Annotated in this window: 12 protein-coding genes and 1 pseudogene; 10 read left to right on the top strand and 3 right to left on the bottom strand. The window is 72.8% G+C overall.

Annotated elements, in window-relative coordinates; genetic code table 11:
- The 10 genes and pseudogenes from BJP40_RS13070 to BJP40_RS36290 form a co-directional block, all read left to right on the top strand.
- Positions 1-4,004: HAMP domain-containing protein (locus BJP40_RS13070; RefSeq protein ID WP_226962423.1), on the top strand; the 4,004-nt coding region annotated here is incomplete at its 5' end.
- Positions 4,005-4,281: 277 nt separating this feature from the next.
- The gene (locus BJP40_RS13065; RefSeq protein ID WP_071280506.1) at positions 4,282-4,962 is read left to right on the top strand and encodes a two-component system response regulator; all 681 of its coding nucleotides are present in this window, start codon (positions 4,282-4,284) and stop codon (positions 4,960-4,962) included.
- A gap of 144 nt (positions 4,963-5,106) precedes the next feature.
- Positions 5,107-7,914, top strand: a complete 2,808-nt coding sequence (locus tag BJP40_RS13060) for a DNA translocase FtsK (RefSeq protein ID WP_071280505.1) — start codon at positions 5,107-5,109, stop codon at positions 7,912-7,914.
- Positions 7,915-8,182: 268 nt separating this feature from the next.
- Positions 8,183-9,019, top strand: coding sequence for a helix-turn-helix domain-containing protein (locus BJP40_RS13055; protein WP_071280504.1), 837 nt, complete (start codon positions 8,183-8,185; stop codon positions 9,017-9,019).
- Between the two features lie 163 nt (positions 9,020-9,182).
- Positions 9,183-10,706, top strand: coding sequence for a 30S ribosomal protein S12 methylthiotransferase RimO (gene rimO, locus BJP40_RS13050; RefSeq protein ID WP_071280503.1), 1,524 nt, complete (start codon positions 9,183-9,185; stop codon positions 10,704-10,706).
- The gene (gene pgsA / locus BJP40_RS13045; protein WP_071280502.1) at positions 10,703-11,419 is read left to right on the top strand and encodes a CDP-diacylglycerol--glycerol-3-phosphate 3-phosphatidyltransferase; all 717 of its coding nucleotides are present in this window, start codon (positions 10,703-10,705) and stop codon (positions 11,417-11,419) included. The genes rimO and pgsA overlap by 4 nt, the downstream gene beginning before the upstream one ends.
- 155 nt (positions 11,420-11,574) lie before the next feature.
- Positions 11,575-12,102, top strand: a complete 528-nt coding sequence (locus tag BJP40_RS13040; RefSeq protein WP_177204372.1) for a CinA family protein — start codon at positions 11,575-11,577, stop codon at positions 12,100-12,102.
- A gap of 109 nt (positions 12,103-12,211) precedes the next feature.
- Entirely contained in the window at positions 12,212-12,595 is a 384-nt protein-coding gene (locus tag BJP40_RS13035; protein ID WP_071273064.1) for a helix-turn-helix domain-containing protein, read from the top strand.
- Positions 12,596-12,751: 156 nt separating this feature from the next.
- Complete coding sequence (locus tag BJP40_RS13030; RefSeq protein ID WP_071280501.1) at positions 12,752-13,222, top strand: Dps family protein; 471 nt, start codon at positions 12,752-12,754, stop codon at positions 13,220-13,222.
- A gap of 156 nt (positions 13,223-13,378) precedes the next feature.
- A pseudogene (locus BJP40_RS36290) lies at positions 13,379-13,564 on the top strand (hypothetical protein); the annotation flags it as partial.
- A gap of 100 nt (positions 13,565-13,664) precedes the next feature.
- Here the strand turns inward: BJP40_RS36290 and BJP40_RS13025 are convergent.
- From BJP40_RS13025 to BJP40_RS13015, 3 genes are all read right to left on the bottom strand, one after another.
- Positions 13,665-14,513, bottom strand: a complete 849-nt coding sequence (locus tag BJP40_RS13025) for an Fpg/Nei family DNA glycosylase (protein WP_071280500.1) — start codon at positions 14,511-14,513, stop codon at positions 13,665-13,667.
- Positions 14,514-14,917: 404 nt separating this feature from the next.
- A complete protein-coding gene (locus tag BJP40_RS13020) occupies positions 14,918-15,310 on the bottom strand; it encodes an SgcJ/EcaC family oxidoreductase (protein WP_071280499.1) in 393 nt (130 codons plus the stop codon).
- A 112-nt stretch (positions 15,311-15,422) separates the two neighbouring features.
- Complete coding sequence (locus tag BJP40_RS13015; protein ID WP_071280498.1) at positions 15,423-20,090, bottom strand: ATP-dependent helicase; 4,668 nt, start codon at positions 20,088-20,090, stop codon at positions 15,423-15,425.
- Positions 20,091-20,433: the final 343 nt, after the last annotated feature.

The following is a 20,433-nucleotide window of genomic DNA, read 5'->3' as shown; positions in this document are numbered from 1 at the left end:
GGGACATCGCGCAGGTGACGACGGCGGTCGCGAACGGTGACCTGTCGCAGAAGGTCACGGTCGATGTCGCGGGCGAGATGCTGGAGTTGAAGAACACCGTCAACACGATGGTGGACCAACTGTCCGCGTTCGGCTCCGAAGTGACGCGTGTGGCGCGCGAGGTGGGTGTCGAGGGCCGGCTCGGTGGTCAGGCCGAGGTGCCGGGTGCGGCGGGTACGTGGAAGGACCTGACGGATTCGGTCAACACGGCGTTCCGGAACCTGACGGGTCAGGTGAGGGACATCGCGCAGGTGACGACGGCGGTCGCGAACGGTGACCTGTCGCAGAAGGTCACCGTCGACGTGGCCGGGGAGATGCTGGAGCTGAAGAACACCGTCAACACGATGGTGGCGCAGCTCTCGTCGTTCGCCGACCAGGTGACGCGGATGGCGCGGGACGTGGGCACCGAGGGCCGGCTCGGCGGCCAGGCCCGCGTCGACGGTGTGTCCGGCACCTGGAAGGAGCTCACCGACTCCGTCAACTTCATGGCCGGGAACCTCACCTCCCAGGTGCGGCAGATCGCCCAGGTGACCACGGCGGTGGCGCGGGGTGACCTGTCGCAGAAGATCGACGTGGACGCGCGCGGCGAGATCCTGGAGCTGAAGAACACCCTCAACACCATGGTCGACCAGCTGTCCTCCTTCGCGGAGGAGGTCACCCGCGTGGCCCGTGAGGTGGGTACGGAGGGCATCCTCGGCGGCCAGGCCGAGGTGCAGGGCGTCTCCGGCACCTGGAAGGACCTCACCCAGTCCGTCAACTCGATGGCGAACAACCTCACGTCGCAGGTGCGCAACATCGCCGAGGTGACGACGGCGGTGGCGCGCGGCGACCTGTCGAAGAAGATCACCGTCGACGCGCGCGGGGAGATCCTCGATCTGGTCACCACCGTGAACACGATGGTCGACCAGCTGTCGAACTTCGCGGACGAGGTGACGCGGGTCGCCCGCGAGGTGGGCACCGAGGGCATCCTCGGCGGTCAGGCCCGGGTGCGCGGCGTCACGGGCATCTGGAAGGACCTCAGCGACAACGTCAACGTGATGGCCAACAACCTCACTTCGCAGGTGCGCAACATCTCCCGGGTGTCGTCGGCCGTCGCGAACGGCGACCTGACGAAGAAGGTCACCGTCGAGGCGCGCGGCGAGGTCGCCGAGCTCGCGGACACCGTCAACACGATGGTGACCACGCTGTCGTCGTTCGCGGACGAGGTGACCCGGGTGGCCCGCGAGGTGGGCACCGAGGGCGAGCTGGGCGGGCAGGCCCGGGTGCCCGGGGTGTCCGGCACCTGGAAGGACCTCACCGAGTCGGTGAACTCCATGGCGTCCAACCTCACCGGCCAGGTGCGCCAGATCGCCGCCGTGACCACCGCCATCGCGAAGGGCGACCTCACCAAGAAGATCGACATCGACGCCCGCGGGGAGATCCTCCAGCTGAAGAACACCATCAACACGATGGTCGACCAGCTGTCCTCGTTCGCCGAGGAGGTGACCCGGGTGGCCCGCGAGGTGGGCACCGAAGGCATCCTCGGCGGTCAGGCCCGCGTCCGGGACGTCGACGGGACGTGGCGCGACCTGACCGAGTCCGTGAACGAGATGGCCGGCAACCTCACCCGGCAGGTGCGCGCCATCGCGGCCGTCGCCACCGCGGTGACCCGCGGCGACCTCAACCTGAAGATCGACGTCGACGCGTCCGGGGAGATCCAGGTCCTCCAGGACAACATCAACACCATGATCGCCAACCTGCGCGACACCACCCTCGCCAACGAGGAGCAGGACTGGCTGAAGGGCAACCTGGCGCGGATCTCCGGCCTCATGCAGGGCCGCCGCGACCTGGACGACGTGGCCTCGCTGATCATGAGCGAGCTGACGCCGGTGGTCTCGGCCCAGCACGGGGCGTTCTTCCTGGCCGTCCCCACCGGCGGCGGCACCGAGCCCGGTGGCGACGAGGACGGCGCCTACGAGCTGCGCATGCGGGCCAGCTACGGCTACTCGGCCGGGGCCATGCCCACCGCGTTCCGGCCCGGCGAGACCCTCATCGGCACGGCGGCCGAGGAGAAACGCACCATCCAGGTCAACGTGCCCCCGGGCTACCTGAAGATCGCCTCCGGACTCGGGGAGGCCGCGCCCGCGCACGTCATCGTGCTCCCGGTGCTGTTCGAGGGCAAGGTCCTCGGGGTGATCGAGCTGGCGTCCTTCCAGCCGTTCACCCAGATCCAGCGGGACTTCCTCAACCAGATCGCCGAGATGATCGCCACGAGCGTCAACACCATCAGCGTCAACAGCAAGACCGAGGTGCTGCTGCAGCAGTCGCAGGAGCTCACCGAGCAGCTCAAGGAGCGGTCCGCGGAGCTGGAGAGCCGGCAGAAGGCGCTGCAGGAGTCCAACGCCGAGCTGGAGGAGAAGGCCGAGCTGCTGGCCCGTCAGAACCGCGACATCGAGGTGAAGAACACCGAGATCGAGGAGGCCCGGCAGGTGCTGGAGGAGCGGGCGGAGCAGCTCGCGGTGTCCATGCGCTACAAGTCGGAGTTCCTCGCCAACATGTCGCACGAGCTGCGCACGCCGCTCAACTCGCTGCTCATCCTGGCGAAGCTGCTCGCGGACAACGCGGACGCCAACCTCTCGCCGAAGCAGGTCGAGTTCGCCGAGACGATCCACGGCGCGGGCTCCGACCTGCTCCAGCTGATCAACGACATCCTCGACCTGTCGAAGGTCGAGGCGGGCAAGATGGACGTCAGCCCGACGCGGATCGCGCTGGTCCAGCTCGTCGACTACGTGGAGGCCACCTTCCGGCCCCTCACCGCGGAGAAGGGCCTCGACTTCTCCGTACGGGTCTCACCGGAGCTGCCGGCGACCCTGCACACCGACGAGCAGCGGCTGCTGCAGGTGCTGCGCAACCTGCTGTCGAACGCGGTCAAGTTCACCGACACGGGCGCCGTGGAGCTGGTGATCCGGCCGGCGAAGGCGGATGTGCCGGCGTCGATCCGGGAGCAGCTGCTGGAGGCCGGCTCGCTCAGCGACCCGGACGCCGACCTGATCGCCTTCTCCGTGACGGACACCGGCATCGGTATCGCGGCCAGCAAGATGCGGGTGATCTTCGAGGCGTTCAAGCAGGCCGACGGTACGACCAGCCGCAAGTACGGCGGGACGGGGCTCGGCCTGTCGATCAGCCGGGAGATCGCCCGTCTGCTCGGCGGCGAGATCCACGCGCAGAGCGAGCCGGGCCGCGGCTCGACGTTCACGCTGTACCTGCCGCTGCACGCCAACGAGCTGCCGCCGCACGGCTACGGGCCCAGGGATCACGCCCCGCGGGAGCCGCTGCCCGGAGGGGTGGAGGAGCCGGGTGCCGCGGCGGCCCCGCAGCAGCAGGCCCCCGGCCGGCCGGCGGCGGAGCCCGCGCTCCCGGCCGAAGCCCCGGGTGCCCGCCCCGCAGGTGCGGGCGGGGGGCTGGCGCGACACCGCCGACGGGCGGCGGGCACCACGGAGCGGCGGCCCTCGCTGCCCGGGCAGGGAGTGCCGGGATCCGACCGGAACGGCGGTCAGGAGGCCGGGTCGGCCGGCCGGGAGGCCCCGGAGCCGAGGCGCAGCTTCCAGTTCGGGGGTGAGAAGGTGCTGATCGTCGACGACGACATCCGCAACGTCTTCGCGCTCACGAGCGTGCTGGAGCAGCACGGCCTGACGGTGTTGTACGCGGAGAACGGCCGGGAGGGCATCGAGGTCCTGGAGCAGCACGACGACGTGGCGGTCGTGCTCATGGACATCATGATGCCGGAGATGGACGGGTACGCGACGACGACGGCGATCCGGCGCATGCCGCAGTTCGCCGGCCTGCCGATCATCGCGCTCACGGCGAAGGCGATGAAGGGCGACCGGGAGAAGGCCATCGACTCCGGCGCCTCCGACTACGTCACGAAGCCCGTCGACCCGGACCACCTGCTCTCCGTCATGGACCAGTGGATGCGCGGAGCGTGACCGGCCCGCCGCGGGCGGAAGCGGGGAGTCCGCCCGCGCGGGGCGAGCGGGGCCGGTACCACCGGCCCCGCTGTGGCTGACGACGTGTGAGACCCCGTCATCCGGGGAACCTTCTGGTCTCGCACCGCGTTTCCGGTACGTGCACAGTGACATCGCGGTGACAGGGTGTGGCGACAGGTGGGGTGCGGCTACCATGACCGGCACAAGGACGGACGGCGGAAGGGAGTCGTCCCCTGGGGCGGCACCCGGCCAACTGCCGGGGCGAGGAGGACGGGCCATGGTGCAGAAGGCCAAGATCCTCCTGGTCGATGACCGGCCGGAGAATCTGCTGGCGCTGGAGGCGATCCTCTCCGCGCTCGATCAGACGCTGGTCCGGGCATCGTCAGGGGAGGAGGCGCTCAAGGCGCTGTTGACGGACGACTTCGCGGTCATCCTGCTGGACGTCCAGATGCCGGGGATGGACGGCTTCGAGACGGCCGCGCACATCAAGCGGCGTGAGCGGACCCGGGACATCCCGATCATCTTCCTCACCGCGATCAACCACGGCCCCCACCACACCTTCCGCGGCTACGCGGCGGGCGCAGTCGACTACATTTCGAAGCCCTTCGACCCGTGGGTGCTGCGCGCCAAGGTCTCCGTCTTCGTCGAGCTGTACATGAAGAACTGTCAGCTCCGCGAGCAGGCCGCCCTGCTGCGGCTGCAGCTGGAGGGCGCGGGCGGCGCTCAGAGCCCCTCGGCCGCCAAGGAGTCGGCGGGGATCCTCGCCGAGCTGTCCGCGCGGCTCGCAGCGGTCGAGGAGCAGGCCGAGGCGCTGTCGAAGCAACTGGAGGGGGAGAGCGCCGACGCGGCGGCCGTCGCCACCGCCGCCCACCTGGAGCGCAAGCTGACCGGGCTGCGGCGGGCGCTGGACGCCCTGGAGCCGGGCACCGGGAACGGCGGCGGCCCGCAGCCCGACTGAGCACCGCGTCAGACGGCCACTTCCGTCCCTCTCCTGAACGGCTGTCAGGAGACACGTCACCCTCCCGTCCCTTGGTGAGCGACACGAACGGGTGAAGCAGGCGGACGCGTGTCCCCCGCCGCTCACACCGGTAACCTCACCCCCATGGCCTCACGTACGTCCGGCAAGGGTTCTCAGGACACGGCGGGCACCGCGAAGCCGCGCGCCGGCCGTACGACCGGCGGCGCCGCGAAGAAGGCGGCCTCCGCGAAACCCCCCGCCAAGAAGTCCGCCGCGCGCCCCGCCCCCGCCAGGAAGCCCGGGGTGAAGAAGGTCCCCGCCAAGAAGGCCGCCGCGGCGAAGCCCGCCCCGTCGCCGACGGGCGGTGTCTACCGGGTGGTCCGGGCCGTGTGGCTCGGTCTCGCCCACGCCCTGGGCGCGATGCTGCGGGGCATAGGGCGCGGAGCCAAGGGCCTCGATCCCGCCCATCGCAAGGACGGTCTGGCCCTGCTGCTGATCGGTCTGGCCCTGATCATCGCCGCCGGCACCTGGGCCAACCTCCAGGGGCCCGTCGGCGACCTCGTCGACATGCTGGTCACCGGCTCCTTCGGACGGCTCGACCTGCTCGTCCCGCTGCTCGTCGGCGCCATGGCCGTCCGGCTGATCCTGCACCCCGAGAAGCCCGAGGCCAACGGCCGCATCGTCGTCGGCCTGTCCGCGCTCGTCGTGGGTGTGCTCGGGCAGGTCCACATCGCCTGCGGCGCCCCGGGGCGGGACGCGGGCGCACAGGCCATGCAGGACGCCGGCGGCCTCATCGGCTGGGCGGCCTCCACACCGCTCGTGTTCCTGATGAGCGAGGTCCTCGCCGTACCGATGCTCGTCCTCCTCACCGTGTTCGGGCTGCTCGTCGTGACCGCGACCCCCGTCAACGCCATTCCGCGGCGGCTGCGCGCCCTCGGGGAACGCCTCGGGATCGTCGAGCCGCGCGGGCGGGCGGCGGGCGACGACGACCTGCGGTACGACGAGCAGTGGCGCGAGGCGCTGCCGGCCCGCTCCCGCGGGCGCGCCGGCGCCCCCTCGGCAGCCGACCGGCACGACCCGGAGCAGGCCGAGGAAGAGGCGCTGTCGCGGCGCCGGCGGTCCCGTACGCGCAGGGCCGACCAGGGCGCGGAGGCACCGGGCTTCGAGCGGTCCCCGGACGCCTTCGACATCGCCGCGGCGGCCGCGGCCGACCTGGACGGCGCCGTCCTCAACGGCATGCCGCCCTCGCCGCTGGTCGCCGACCTGACGCGGGACGTCACCGCCGACCGGGACAGGGCCCGTGGCGGGGCGGCCGAGGGAACCCCCGCGGCCGTACCGCCGGCGCGCGCAGGGGCGCGCAAGGGAGCGCCCGGAGCCGTGCCCCCGGGGGCCGTACCGGACCTGACGAAGCCCGCACCCCTGCGGGACGAGGACCGGCCGCTGCCGGCGCGGGCCGAGCAGCTCCGGCTCTCCGGGGACGTCACCTACGCGCTGCCGGCCCTTGACCTGCTGGAGCGCGGCGGCCCCGGCAAGACCCGCAGCGCCGCGAACGACGCGATCGTGGCGTCCCTGCGGAACGTGTTCACCGAGTTCAAGGTCGACGCCGACGTCACCGGCTTCACCCGCGGCCCGACGGTCACCCGGTACGAGGTGGAGCTGGGTCCGGCCGTGAAGGTGGAGCGCATCACGGCGCTGACGAAGAACATCGCGTACGCCGTGGCCAGCCCGGACGTGCGCATCATCTCGCCGATCCCCGGGAAGTCCGCCGTCGGCATCGAGATCCCGAACACCGACCGCGAGATGGTCAAGCTGGGCGACGTACTGCGGCTGGCCGAGGCCGCCGGGGACGACCACCCCATGCTGGTGGGGCTCGGCAAGGACGTCGAGGGCGGTTACGTGATGGCGAACCTGGCGACCATGCCGCACGTGCTGGTCGCCGGCGCCACCGGCTCGGGAAAGTCCTCCTGCATCAACTGCCTCATCACGTCGATCATGATGCGGGCCACCCCGGAGGACGTGCGGATGGTGCTGGTCGACCCGAAGCGGGTCGAGCTCACCGCGTACGAGGGCATCCCGCACCTGATCACGCCGATCATCACCAACCCCAAGCGCGCCGCCGAGGCCCTCCAGTGGGTGGTGCGCGAGATGGACCTGCGTTACGACGACCTCGCTGCGTTCGGCTACCGCCACATCGACGACTTCAACGCCGCCGTGCGCAGCGGCAAGCTGAAGACCCCCGAGGGCAGCGAGCGCGAGCTCCAGCCGTACCCGTACCTGCTGGTCATCGTGGACGAGCTGGCGGACCTGATGATGGTCGCCCCGCGGGACGTGGAGGACGCGATCGTCCGCATCACCCAGCTCGCGCGGGCCGCCGGCATCCACCTGGTGCTGGCCACCCAGCGGCCGTCCGTCGACGTGGTCACCGGCCTGATCAAGGCGAACGTGCCGTCGCGGCTGGCCTTCGCCACGTCCTCGCTGGCCGACAGCCGCGTCATCCTCGACCAGGCGGGCGCCGAGAAGCTCATCGGCAAGGGCGACGGGCTGTTCCTGCCGATGGGCGCCAACAAGCCCGTGCGGCTCCAGGGCGCCTTCGTGACGGAGGAGGAGGTCGCCGAGGTCGTCCGGCACTGCAAGGACCAGATGGCGCCGGTCTTCCGGGACGACGTCACCACCGGCACCAAGCAGAAGAAGGAGATCGACGAGGAGATCGGCGACGATCTGGACCTGCTGTGCCAGGCGGCCGAACTGGTCGTCACCACCCAGTTCGGCTCCACGTCCATGCTGCAGCGGAAGCTTCGCGTCGGCTTCGCGAAGGCGGGACGGCTGATGGACCTCATGGAGTCACGCAGCATCGTCGGGCCGAGCGAGGGGTCCAAGGCGCGGGACGTGCTCGTCAAGCCGGATGAGCTGGACGGGGTACTGGCGGTCATCCGAGGCGAGAGCGGCGACTGAGGAACGGCCGAAAGGGTGGTTCCGTCACCGTCCGGTGACGGTCGGCCCGACCGTGTCCCACCCGTAAGGGAACTGTGAGCAACCGTTTCCCTTGGCCGATCGTCAAGTTGGACGAAGGAGCGCACAATATGTGTCTCCCCCCGACAGCACCGCGGCCCGCCGGCCATTCCGATGGCGTACAAACGGCGTCCGCCCGGTTGCTCCACCCTTTCGCACCACCCCTAGACTGAACCTCCAGCAGGTGGCTACACGCTCGAAAGGCGCCCTCGTGTCCATCGGCAACTCCCCCGAAGACGACCGGCCTTCGACCCCCGACCCCATCGAGGACGACCGGCCCTCGATCGGCCGCGCGCTCCGGCAGGCCCGCATCGACGCCGGGCTGACCGTCGAGGAGGTCAGCAACTCCACCCGTGTGCGCATCCCCATCGTGCACGCGATCGAGGAGGACGACTTCTCGCGGTGCGGCGGTGACGTGTACGCCCGCGGGCACGTCCGCACGCTCGCCCGCGCCGTGGGCCTCGATCCCGAGGCGCTGGTCGAGCAGTACGACGCGGCGCACGGAGGCCGTCCCGCCCCCACCCCCGCCGCCCCGCTGTTCGAGGCCGAGCGCATCCGGCCCGAGCGGCGCCGGCCCAACTGGACCGCCGCTATGGTCGCCGCGATCGTCGTGGTCATCGGCTTCGTCGGCTTCACGGTGTTCGGCCGGGACGCCGGCGGCGGCGCGAAATCCGTGGCCGAGGGCCCGGCGGTGACGCCCACCGCCTCGCCCAAGACGGTCCGGCCCACCCCGGCCGAGCCGGCTCAGCCCGTCCCGTCCGAGAGCGCGATCGCCGCCGTGCCGCAGGACAAGGTGACGGTCAAGCTCACCGCCATCGACGACAAGAGCTGGATCTCCGCCAAGGCCCGCGACGGCAAGCTGCTCTTCGACGGGCTGCTCCTCAAGGGCGACTCCAAGACCTTCCAGGACGACGAGCGGCTCGACCTCATCCTCGGCAACGCCGGGGCGATCGAGCTCTTCGTCAACGGCAAGAAGGTCGAGGACGAGTTCGCGCCGGGGGCCGTCGAGCGCCTCTCCTACACCAAGGGCGACCCCCAGGCGGGCTGAGTCCGCCTCCTTCCGCGGGCGCCCTCCTCAGGCCCCGCCCGGCCCCCGCCCGATCGGCAGCCGGGCGGGGCCTGAGCGGTGAGAGGGGCGACACACGGGGCCGCGGGGCCGGCAGCCGACCTGTGCGCCGGACGGGCCGCCGGGACGAAGTAGTCTTGAGTCCATGCCCGAACGCCGTACCGTCGCCCTTGTCACCCTTGGCTGCGCCCGTAACGAGGTGGACTCGGAGGAGCTCGCAGGCCGCCTGGCGGCGGACGGCTGGGAGCTCGTCGAGGACGCCTCCGACGCCGATGTCGCCGTCGTCAACACCTGCGGCTTCGTCGAAGCCGCCAAGAAGGACTCCGTCGACGCCCTGCTGGAGGCGAACGACCTCAAGGACCACGGCCGCACCCAGGCCGTCGTCGCCGTCGGCTGCATGGCCGAAAGGTACGGCAAGGAGCTCGCCGAGGCGCTGCCCGAGGCCGACGGCGTGCTGGGCTTCGACGACTACGCCGACATCTCCGACCGCCTCCAGACCATCCTCAGTGGCGGCGGCCACGCCGCGCACACCCCCCGCGACCGGCGCAAGCTGCTCCCGCTGAGCCCCGTGGAGCGCCAGGACGCCGCCGCCTCCGTCGCCCTGCCCGGCCACGGGGCCCCGCAGACCGCCGACGCGCCCGACACTCCCGCGGTGGAGGACCTGCCCGAAGGCGTCGCACCGGCGTCGGGGCCGCGCGCCCCGCTGCGCCGCCGCCTGGACACGAGTCCCGTCGCCTCCGTCAAGCTGGCCTCCGGCTGCGACCGGCGCTGCTCCTTCTGCGCCATCCCGTCCTTCCGCGGCTCCTTCGTCTCCCGCCGCCCCGGTGACGTCCTGAACGAGACGCGCTGGCTCGCGGGGGAGGGCGTGAAGGAGATCATGCTGGTCTCCGAGAACAACACCTCGTACGGCAAGGACCTCGGCGACATCCGCCTGCTGGAGACCCTGCTGCCGGAGCTCGCCGCCGTCGACGGCATCGAGCGCATCCGCGTCAGCTACCTCCAGCCCGCCGAGATGCGCCCCGGCCTCATCGACGTCCTCACGTCGACCGAGAAGGTCGCCCCCTACTTCGACCTGTCCTTCCAGCACTCGGCGCCCGCGGTGCTGCGCGCCATGCGCCGCTTCGGCGACACCGACCGCTTCCTGGAGCTCCTGGACACCGTCCGCGGCAAGGCGCCGCAGGCCGGTGTGCGCTCCAACTTCATCGTCGGGTTCCCCGGGGAGACCGAGGAGGACTTCGCCGAACTCGAACGCTTCCTCACCCATGCGCGGCTGGATGCCATCGGCGTCTTCGGCTACTCGGACGAGGACGGCACCGAGGCCGCCACGTACGAGGCCAAACTGGACCAGGAGGTCGTCGACGCGCGGCTGGCCCACCTGTCGCGGCTCGCCGAGGAGCTCACCGCGCAGCGCGCCGAGGAGCGCCTCGGAGAGACCCTGGAGGTCCTCGTCGAGTCGGTCGAGAGCGACGGCCCGGAGCCGCTCGACGAGGACGAGTACGCAGCCGCCGGCCGCGCAGCCCACCAGGCACCCGAGACCGACGGGCAGGTCCTCTTCCCGGCGGCCGCGGGCCTCGCGGTCGGCCGGATGGTCACGGCGAAGGTGGTGGGCACCGAAGGCGTCGACCTGGTGGCCGAGGTGATCGACGTGGCCGAGGAGGCGGGCAGATGACCGGTGTCCCGGCGTCCGCTGCGGGCGGTACGGGGAGGAGAGCACCCGGAGGCAAGCTCGGCGCGGCCGCGGTCGACCAGGCCAGCCTGTGGAACGTCGCCAACATCCTCACCATGGTCCGGCTGGTCCTCGTGCCCGCCTTCGTGGTGCTGCTGCTCCAGGACGGTGGCTACGACCCCGCCTGGCGGGCCTGGGCGTGGGCCGCCTTCGCCGTCGCCATGATCACGGACGTGTTCGACGGGCACCTGGCCCGCACGTACAACCTGGTCACGGACTTCGGCAAGATCGCGGACCCGATCGCCGACAAGGCGATCATGGCGGCCGGGCTGATCTGCCTGTCCGCACTCGAGGAGCTGCCCTGGTGGGTGACCGGTGTGATCCTCGCCAGGGAGCTCGGCATCACGCTCATGCGGTTCTGGGTCATCCGGCACGGCGTCATCCCGGCCAGCCGCGGCGGCAAACTGAAGACCCTCGCCCAGGGCACCGCGGTGGGCATGTACGTGCTCGCCCTCACCGGCCCGCTCGCCACCCTGCGCTGGTGGGTGATGGCCGTCGCCGTGGTGCTGACCGTGGCCACGGGGCTCGACTACGTCCGTCAGGCGATCGTGCTGCGCCGCAGGGGCCTTTCCGAGGAGAGGGAGCGGCAGAAGGCCGCGGCCGCCCCCGGCACGGGCGCCGACGCGGCCGGGGCCCCCGCGGAGCCGCCGCGGTGAAACGGGGCGAGGAGCTGCTGGGACCGGCCGGCCGCGACGCCGCCGGCCCTGTCGCGGACGGCCCCGGGCCGGCCCCGGGCGGTGGTGCCGCGCAGGACCGGTCGGCTGGCGGGCGAGCGGCCACGGAGCCGCTGTGCACCGGGAGCACCGAACCGGTGGCCGAGCGTGTGCTGCGCCTGCTGGCCGAGCGCGGCGAGACCGTGGCCGTCGCCGAGTCCCTCACTGGCGGCCTGGTGGCCGCGGAGCTCACCTCCGTACCCGGCGCCTCACGCGCCTTCCGCGGCTCCGTCACCGCCTACGCGACCGTGCTGAAGCGCGAGCTGCTGGGGGTGCAGGAGGAACTGCTGGAGCGGCGCGGAGCCGTCGACCCGGACGTCGCGCTGCAGATGGCCCGCGGCGTGCGGGACCGGCTGGGGGCCGAGTGGGGCGTGGCGACCACCGGGGTCGCGGGCCCGGAGCCCCAGGACGGCCGACCGGTGGGCACGGTGTACGTGGCCGTGTGCCGCCCCGCGTCGGCGGACGCGGAAGGCGGCTGCGCGGCAGGGAAGGTGGCCGCGCTGCGGTTGAACGGGGACCGCGCGGAAATCCGTAGAGAGAGTGTGCGGAGCGTGCTCGATCTGCTCGCGAGCGAACTCTCGGATAATGCGCGGGCAAAGGATACGGAACAGAACGGGGGGAATTGATGTTTGCAGCCCTGAGTGAACACGTCATCGCTCCCCGCACGGCCGCAGCGCGAGGCGGTACGGTGGGGCGTGAAGGATGCGGTTACGCGGTCCGAGGAGGGAGCCACCGATGATTCTGCTCCGTCGCCTGCTTGGTGACGTGCTGCGTCGGCAGCGCCAGCGCCAGGGCCGTACTCTGCGCGAAGTCTCCTCGTCCGCCCGAGTATCGCTCGGCTATCTTTCCGAGGTGGAGCGGGGGCAGAAGGAGGCTTCCTCCGAACTGCTCTCCGCGATCTGCGACGCGTTGGACGTACGGATGTCCGAGCTCATGCGAGAGGTCAGTGACGAGCTGTCGCTGGCGGAGCTGGCGGAATCGGCAGCGGCCAGCGAGCCGGTGCCGTCGCCGGTGCGCCCGATGCTCAACTCGGTGTCCGTGACGTCGGTGGCTGGTGTGCCGACGGAGCGGGTCACCATCAAGGCGCCTGCGGAAGCGGTGGACGTCGTCGCTGCCTGACGCGGCGACGTTCGTCGATCGACGTTTGGGGTGTAGCCCCGGTCGGGTACTCGGTGCCGGACCGGGGCTTTCGCTTTGCAGTGAATGCCCGTTTTGTGTGGCATGCGTCACGGTGGACTGCCACGGTGGGCCATGCCCGCGGAAAGGGAGGTACGGATGTCCGTCATCAAGAGCCCGCTTCCTGACGCCGACCTGAAGATCGTCGGCGAGGCCCTCCAGGGAGCACTGGTCGACCTGGTCGACCTGGCCCTCGCATCGAAGCAGGTGCACTGGAACGTGGTCGGGCCGCGTTTCCGCTCCATCCACCTGCAACTCGATGACGTCGTGGCCACGGCCCGCCAGCACTCCGACACCGTCGCCGAGCGTGCCTCGGCCCTCGGGGTCAACCCGGACGGCCGGGCCGCCACCATCGCCTCCGGCAGCGCCATCGGGCGGGTACCGGAAGGCTGGATCAAGGACGCCGACGTCGTACAGATCATGGTGGACGCCCTCGGCGCGGTGATCGGCCGGATGCGTGAACGCATCGGCGCCACCGAGGAGCCGGATCCGGTCACGCAGGACCTGCTGATCGGACTGACCGCGGACCTCGAGAAGCACGCGTGGATGTTCCAGGCGGAGAGCGTCTGACGTGCGTCCGCCGGACCGGGGCCATCGCCGGGACCAGCCGCGGGGCGGCTGCGGTACGGGCGTGGCAAGGGGCGCCGGATGCGCCGTGGGCCGCACCGGTGCGCCCTGCCGCCCGGTGATCGCCCCGGTCTAGCGTCGACCGGAGGAGGCGGCCACATGGTAGGGCGACGAGTCCCGCTGCCGGCGCTGGTGCCGGCGCTCGTACTGGGCGGACTGTGGTGGTGGGCCGTGCTGCGGCTGGCCCTGGTGCCCGAGCGGGCGGGCCTGGTCGAGTACGCGGCCGCCACCGGCGGCTGGGGCCTCAGCCTGCTGCCCGTCCACGTGGCGGCGGCGCCCCGGCCGCGGCGTGGGCATGCGGGGCGGCGCGCCCGGTGGCTGGCTGTGGTGCGGGACTCGTTTCCCGAGGTGGTGCGCAGCGTGGTGTGGGACGTCGTCCGGGCCGTCAGAGGCCGGGGCCGGGGCCCCGCCCCCGGCCCCGAGCCGGAGGAGCCGGGGCCGGGCCGCTCTGGCAGCCGGGACACCAGTACGTGATGCGGTCGTCGGGCAGGTCCTCCGCACCGTGCCGGCGGACCGGGGCGCCGCAGCGGTAGCAGGGCCGGCCGCCGCGGCCGTAGACGTACAGGGGGCGGTCGGGCCGGCTGCCCGGCGGGGTGGTGCGGCGTTCGAAGCGGTGCTTGTTCGCGTCGAGGAGCCGGTGCGCCGTGGCGAGGAGCCTGGCGGGCACGTCCGGCGGGAGGTCACCGACCGGCAGCCAGGGACTGACCCGGGCGAGGAACGCGAGCTCGCACTTGTAGACGTTGCCGATGCCCGCCGCGTTGCGCTGGTCGAGCAGGGCTTCACCGAGCGGACGCGTCGGGTCCGCGCACAGTCGCCGCACGGCTTCGGCCAGGTCCCAGTCGGGGCCCAGCAGGTCCGGTCCTAGGTGGCCGACGATGGTCGCCTCGTCGGTCGTCCGCAGCAGGTCCAGCACGGGGAGGCGGTAACCGACAGCGGTGCGGGCCGCCGTGCCGAGGACGGCGCGGATCTGGTGCCCGGGGCCGCCGCGCCAGCGCTCGTCCGGGGCGTACACCTGCCAGGAGCCGTCCATGCGGAGATGCGAGTGCAGGGTGAGCCCGCCGTCCACACGGGTGAGCAGGTGCTTGCCCCGAGGAGTGACGTCGAGGACGGCCCGGCCCGTCAGGTCTACCGTCGCCAGCCGGGGCACCCGCAGGTCCGACCGGGTCAGGACCTGCCCCGCCAGCGCCTCGTGCAGCCGTCGTGCCGTCAGCCACACCGTGTCTCCTTCGGGCATGGATCCATGATGCGCGAGACCCGCCTTGCGGGGAGGGGACCGGAGGTACGGTGCGGGGCTCGGAATGCCGGAACGTGGGCGATGGCATGGGGTGGGCGGGCCACGAGAGGGTGCCTTGACGCTGCGGTCGGGGGCGTGGACGGCCTTCTGGGGCGGCGCCCCGTGACATGTGAGGGCCGGGAAGCTGCCGTGGACCGGCGGGGCGCCGTGGGGGCGGGGGTGGTGCCCCGCGAGCCGCGAGGGCCGCTGACGCGTGCCGCCTGCACGCCGCGCGGGGTCTGGCGCGGCGGGTTGAGGCGAAGGCCGCGTAGCCGCAAGGCCGCCGTAGTGCGGAGAGGGTGGGCGCGTGCCAGGTCGATCCGGGAGGCTCGGCTGGGGCGCGGCCCGGGCGGCTCGGTCGGTCGTCAGTCGACCCGCACCTCGGTGTTCTGGCAGGCGTGCAGCAGCCAGGCCCCGTCCTCCTGCCTGGTCATGACGTACAGCGGGGCGCTCTCCGTGTCGCCCGCCGCCGAGCGGTAGACCTGCCGGACCTTGACGGCCGCCACATCCGGCCGCAGGAACTGCGTGTGCACCGCCTCGTACGTGACCTCCCCGTCCCAGGTCGCCCCGGGCAGGACGGCGCGGGTGAACTCGGCGATCGCGTCGAAGCCGATGAGGACCTTGCCGTGGGCGGTCGTCCAGAGGGCATCGGGATGGAAGAGCGCGAGGAAGCCCTCGGCGTCCCTGTCGCGCTGCGTGCGCTGCACGGTGGCCACGACCTGCTCGATGGCCTTGATGTCTGCGGTCTCGTCGGTCATGCGGACGACCTTGGTGCCTCAAGTCGACTTGAGGTCAAGGGCCCGGAAAGGGCCCGGAGAGGACCGTCGGGTGTCGGGTGTGGTGCGGGGCGGCGGGGCCGGTTGCCGGGGGCTACGGGCGGAGGCGAAGGCCCCTGGGCGTGGTGTGGAAGCCGGCTGCCTCCAGCGGACGGGCCAGGGGCGACGTGAGGGCCGGGGCGCCGTTGACGCGTTCGACCGTCACCGTGCCGAGGGCACCCGCCCGGGCGGCTTCGGCCAGGGCCACGGCGGCGGCCTGGAAGGCGGGAGAGTCGGGATCGGTGGACCAGCACAGCAGGGTCTTGCCGCCCCGCTCCATGTAGACCGTCAGTTCGCCGTCCACCAGGACGACGAGGGAGCCGGCCTTCCGCCCGGGCTTGTGGCCCGCCTCCGTGGGAGGGTCCGGCCAGGGCAACGCGGCGCCGTACGCGTTGGCCGGGTCGGCGGCGGCCAGCACCACTGCCTGCGGCGCCCCGGTGTCGTCACCCCGCTCCCGAGCCGTGGCCGCCGCGCGCAGCCGGTCCACGGCGCCGTCCATCGCGAACTGCGCAGCACCCAGCCCCTCCACCACGTAGCCGCGGCGGGCCTGGCCGCTGTCCTCGAACGCGGACAGCACCCGGTACATCGCCGAGAAACCGCCCTCGACGCCCTCAGCCGCCACCGCACCGCGGGTCACCACGCCGTGCCGGTCGAGCAGCGTGCGGGCCAAGGCGTGCGCGCGGTGGGTGGGCTCCGGCTCGGGCGGCGGGAGCAGGGCCCATCGGCCCGCCACGGTCGGGGGCCCGGAGCGGGACGCGGTGCGTCCGGGCGCGCGGGCCGACCCGTACGCCGCGCCCAGTGCGGTCGCCGTGAGCGTGCCGTACCGGCCGCGCGGGACCGGGCGTCTGGCCCGGTGGGCGGTCGACCCGGCGGTGCGGCCCGAGCCCAGGAGCGCCCGCAGCGGGGCGAGGGTGTCGTTGGTGAGGCGGCCGCTCCATGCGAGGTCCCACAGGGCGTCGGCGAGCTGAGGGCCCGTCACGTCCGGATGGGTGGTGGCACGCACCTGTTCGGCGATCTGGCGGAAGAAGAGACCGAAGCCCCCGGACAGGGCGGACAGCACCGACTCGTGGAGCGCGGTCAACTCCAGGGGGTGCGGCGCCGGCAGGAGCAGCGGGGCCGCATCCGCCAGGTAGAGGGAGATCCAGCCGTCCTTGCCGGGCAGCGCGCCGGCGCCCGCCCACAGGACTTCGCCGGTCGTGGTGAGCTCATCGAGGAGGGCGGGGCCGTAGTCCCGCACGCGGGACGGCAGCACCAGCTTCTCCAGGGCGGACGCCGGCACGGGGGCGCCCTGGAGCTGCTCGATCGCCCGGGCCAGTCCGTCGACGCCCCGCAGGCGCCCCGCGCCCATGTGCTGCCACTGCGGCAGGAACGTGGCCAGCGCCGCCGGCGGCACCGGCTCCAGTTCCTGGCGGAGAGCGGCCAACGAGCGCCGCCGCAGCCGCCGCAGGACCGCCGCGTCGCACCACTCCTGGCCCATGCCCGACGGGTGGAACTCGCCCTGCACCACCCGGCCGGCCGCAGCGAGCCGGTGCAGGGCGCCGTCCGCGACCGCCGCACCGAGGCCGAACCGGGCGGCCGCCTCGGCGGACGTGAAGGGGCCGCGGGTGCGCGCGTACCGCGCCAGCAGGTCACCCAGCGGGTCCTTCACCGGCTCGGTGAACGCCTCGGGCACACCCACCGGCAGGGCGGTGCCCAGCGCGTCGCGGAGCCGCCCCGCGTCCTCGACGGCCGCCCAGTGGTCGGACCCGCCGATCCGGACCCGGATGGCGCGGCGGGCGGCGGCGAGCTCCTCCGCCCAGGCCGGGCCGGCGCCCCGCTCGGCCAGCTCCCCCTCGGTGAGCGGCCCCAGTACGCGCAGCGCGTCCGCCACGCCTTCGGCGTCCTTCACACGCCGGTCCTCGGTGCGCCACTGCAGCTCCCGCTCCAACTCGACCAGGACCTCCGGGTCCAGCAGCTCCCGCAGTTCCGCCTGGCCCAGCAACTCGGCCAGCAGCCGCGAGTCCAGCGACAGCGCGGCCGCCCGCCGCTCCGCGAGCGGCGAATCACCCTCGTACAGGAACTGTGCGACGTAACCGAAGAGGAGGGACCGGGCGAACGGCGACGGCTCCGAGGTGGTGACCTCGACCAGCCGGACGCGGCGGGCCTCGATGTCGCCCATCAGCTCCCGCAGCCCCGGCACGTCGAAGACGTCCTGGAGGCACTCCCGCACCGCCTCCAGCACGATGGGGAACGAGCCGAACTCGCTTGCCACCTGGAGCAGCTGCGCCGCTCGCTGGCGCTGCTGCCACAGCGGGGTCCGCCGCCCCGGGTTGCGGCGCGGCAGCAGCAGTGCCCGCGCCGCGCACTCCCGGAACCGGGACGCGAACAGCGCGGAGCCGCCCACCTCGTCGGTGACGACCCGGTCGACCTCCCCCTTGTCGAAGAGCACGTCGCCGGCTCCGACCGGGGCCTGTTCGCTGTCGAACTCCGGCCCCGGGGGACCGGCCTGATCCTGGTCGAGCAGGTCGAGGCCCATCAGATCGGCGTCAGGGAGCCGCAGGACGATCCCGTCGTCCGCGTGCATGACCTGCGCGTCCATGCCGTACCGCTCCGCGAGGCGGGCGCCGAGCGCCAGCGCCCACGGGGCGTGCACCTGCGCTCCGAACGGGGAGTGCACCACCACCCGCCAGTCGCCGAGCTCGTCGCGGAACCGCTCCACCAGGATCGTCCGGTCGTCCGGCACGTGGCCGCAGGCGCGGCGCTGCTCCTCCAGGTAGGCCAGCACGTTGTCGGCCGCCCACGCGTCCAGTCCCGCCGAGACGAGCCGAAGCCGTGCGTCGTCCGGCGCCAGCGCCCCGACCTCCCGGAGGAACGCGCCCACCGCCCGGCCCAGTTCGAGCGGGCGGCCCAGCTGGTCGCCCTTCCAGAAGGGCAGCCGCCCCGGCACGCCCGGAGCGGGCGACACGAGCACGCGGTCCCGCGTGATGTCCTCGATCCGCCACGACGACGTGCCCAGGGTGAACACGTCGCCCACCCTGGACTCGTAGACCATCTCCTCGTCGAGCTCGCCGACCCTGCCCCCGCCCTTCTTCGGGTCGGCTCCCGCCAGGAACACCCCGAACAGGCCGCGGTCCGGGATCGTGCCGCCCGACGTGACGGCGAGCCGTTGGGCTCCGGGGCGCCCCGTGACCGCCCCGGTGACCCGGTCCCACACGACGCGCGGCCGCAACTCGGCGAACGCGTCCGACGGGTAGCGGCCGGCCAGCATGTCCAGCACCGCGGCGAACGCCGACTCGGGCAGGGAGGCGAACGGCGCCGCCCGCCGCACCAAGGCCAGCAGGTCGTCGTACTGCCAGGTGTCCAGGGACACCGTGGCGACCAGCTGCTGCGCCAGCACGTCCAGCGGATTGGCGGGCACCCGCAGCGACTCGATCGCGCCCCGCCGCATCCGCTCCGTCACCACCGCCGCCTGCACCAGGTCGCCCCGGTACTTGGGGAACACCACGCCGCGGGACACCGCGCCCACCTGGTGCCCGGCACGCCCCACGCGCTGCAGCCCGGACGCCACCGACGGCGGCGACTCGACCTGCACGACCAGGTCGACCGCGCCCATGTCGATGCCGAGCTCCAGGCTGGACGTCGCCACCACGGCCGGCAGGCGTCCCGCCTTCAGGTCCTCCTCGACCAGGGCCCGCTGCTCCTTGGACACCGAGCCGTGGTGCGCCCTGGCCAGCAGGGGCGGGGCCCCCTTGGCGGCGCCGGACTGCGCCATGATCTCGGCCGGCGGCGCGTCCTCGGGAAGCGGCTCGCCAGTGGCCCGCTCGTACGCGATCTCGTTCAGCCGGTTGCAGAGGCGCTCCGCCAGGCGCCGCGAGTTGGCGAACACGATCGTCGACCGGTGGTCCTGGACGAGGTCCGCGATCCGTTCCTCCACGTGCGGCCAGATCGACGGCCTGTCGCCGCCGTCGGCGCCCGACGCGTCCGCCGCGGGCGAGCCCCCCAGCTCGCCGAGGTCCTCCACGGGTACGACGACCGACAGGTCGAACTCCTTGCCGGACGGCGGCTGCACCACCTCCACCCTCCGCTGAGGCGACAGGAACCTGGCCACCTCGTCCACCGGCCGGACCGTCGCCGACAGGCCGATGCGGCGCGCCGGCCGTGGCAGCAGCTCGTCCAGCCGCTCCAGGGACAGCGCCAGGTGGGCGCCCCGCTTCGTGCCGGCGACGGCGTGCACCTCGTCGAGGATCACCGTCTCCACACCCGTCAGCGCCTCCCTGGTGGCCGACGTGAGCATCAGGAACAGCGATTCGGGCGTCGTGATCAGGATGTCCGGCGGTCGGACGGCCAGCGAACGGCGCTCGGCGGCCGGAGTGTCACCGGAACGGATCCCGACCCGCACCTCGGGCTCCGGCAGGCCCAGGCGCGCCGACTCCTGCCGGATACCCGTCAGGGGGCTGCGCAGGTTGCGCTCCACGTCCACGGCGAGCGCCTTCAGCGGCGACACGTACAGCACCCGGCAGCGCTTCTTCGCGTCAGCCGGGGCAGGCGCGGACGCGAGGCGGTCCAAGGCGGACAGGAACGCCGCCAGCGTCTTGCCCGACCCGGTCGGAGCCACCACCAGCACGTCGGAACCCGCACCGATCGCCCGCCACGCGCCTTCCTGGGCGGCGGTGGGTGCGTGGAACGCCCCCGTGAACCAGTTGCGTGTCGCGGGGGAGAAGTCGTCGAGTGCGGTCCCGGCCATGCCACCCATCGTGCCCCCCGGCACTGACATTGACGCTGATACCCGGGTTCCGGTGGTCGTGGCTCGGGCACCGACTGGCGCCCTGCTGGTCCGTCCGCGTGTTGTCCAACGGCGGTCCGCGCAGTGGACACGCAGGTCAGCGCGGGTGCCGAGGGGGCAGAATGGCTGCATGGCGACCACGTCGGACAAGCGGCGGACGGCGGCGGAGGGGGCGGCCCCCACCCCGGCCGCCGCGCGGGCGCGTCCCTCGTCGGAAGCCGCCGCCCCCGCTCCGGGGCGCTCAGCCGTCGCGGCCGGGGCTGCGGCGGCATCGGTGACGGCGGCGCAGGCGGGAACCGCGGCC

Source organism: Streptomyces sp. CC53 (assembly GCF_001865245.1).
Classification (GTDB): Bacteria; Actinomycetota; Actinomycetes; order Streptomycetales; family Streptomycetaceae; genus Streptomyces.
Note: the sequence above shows the minus strand (reverse complement) of the source record. Positions and strands in the feature narration are given on the sequence as shown.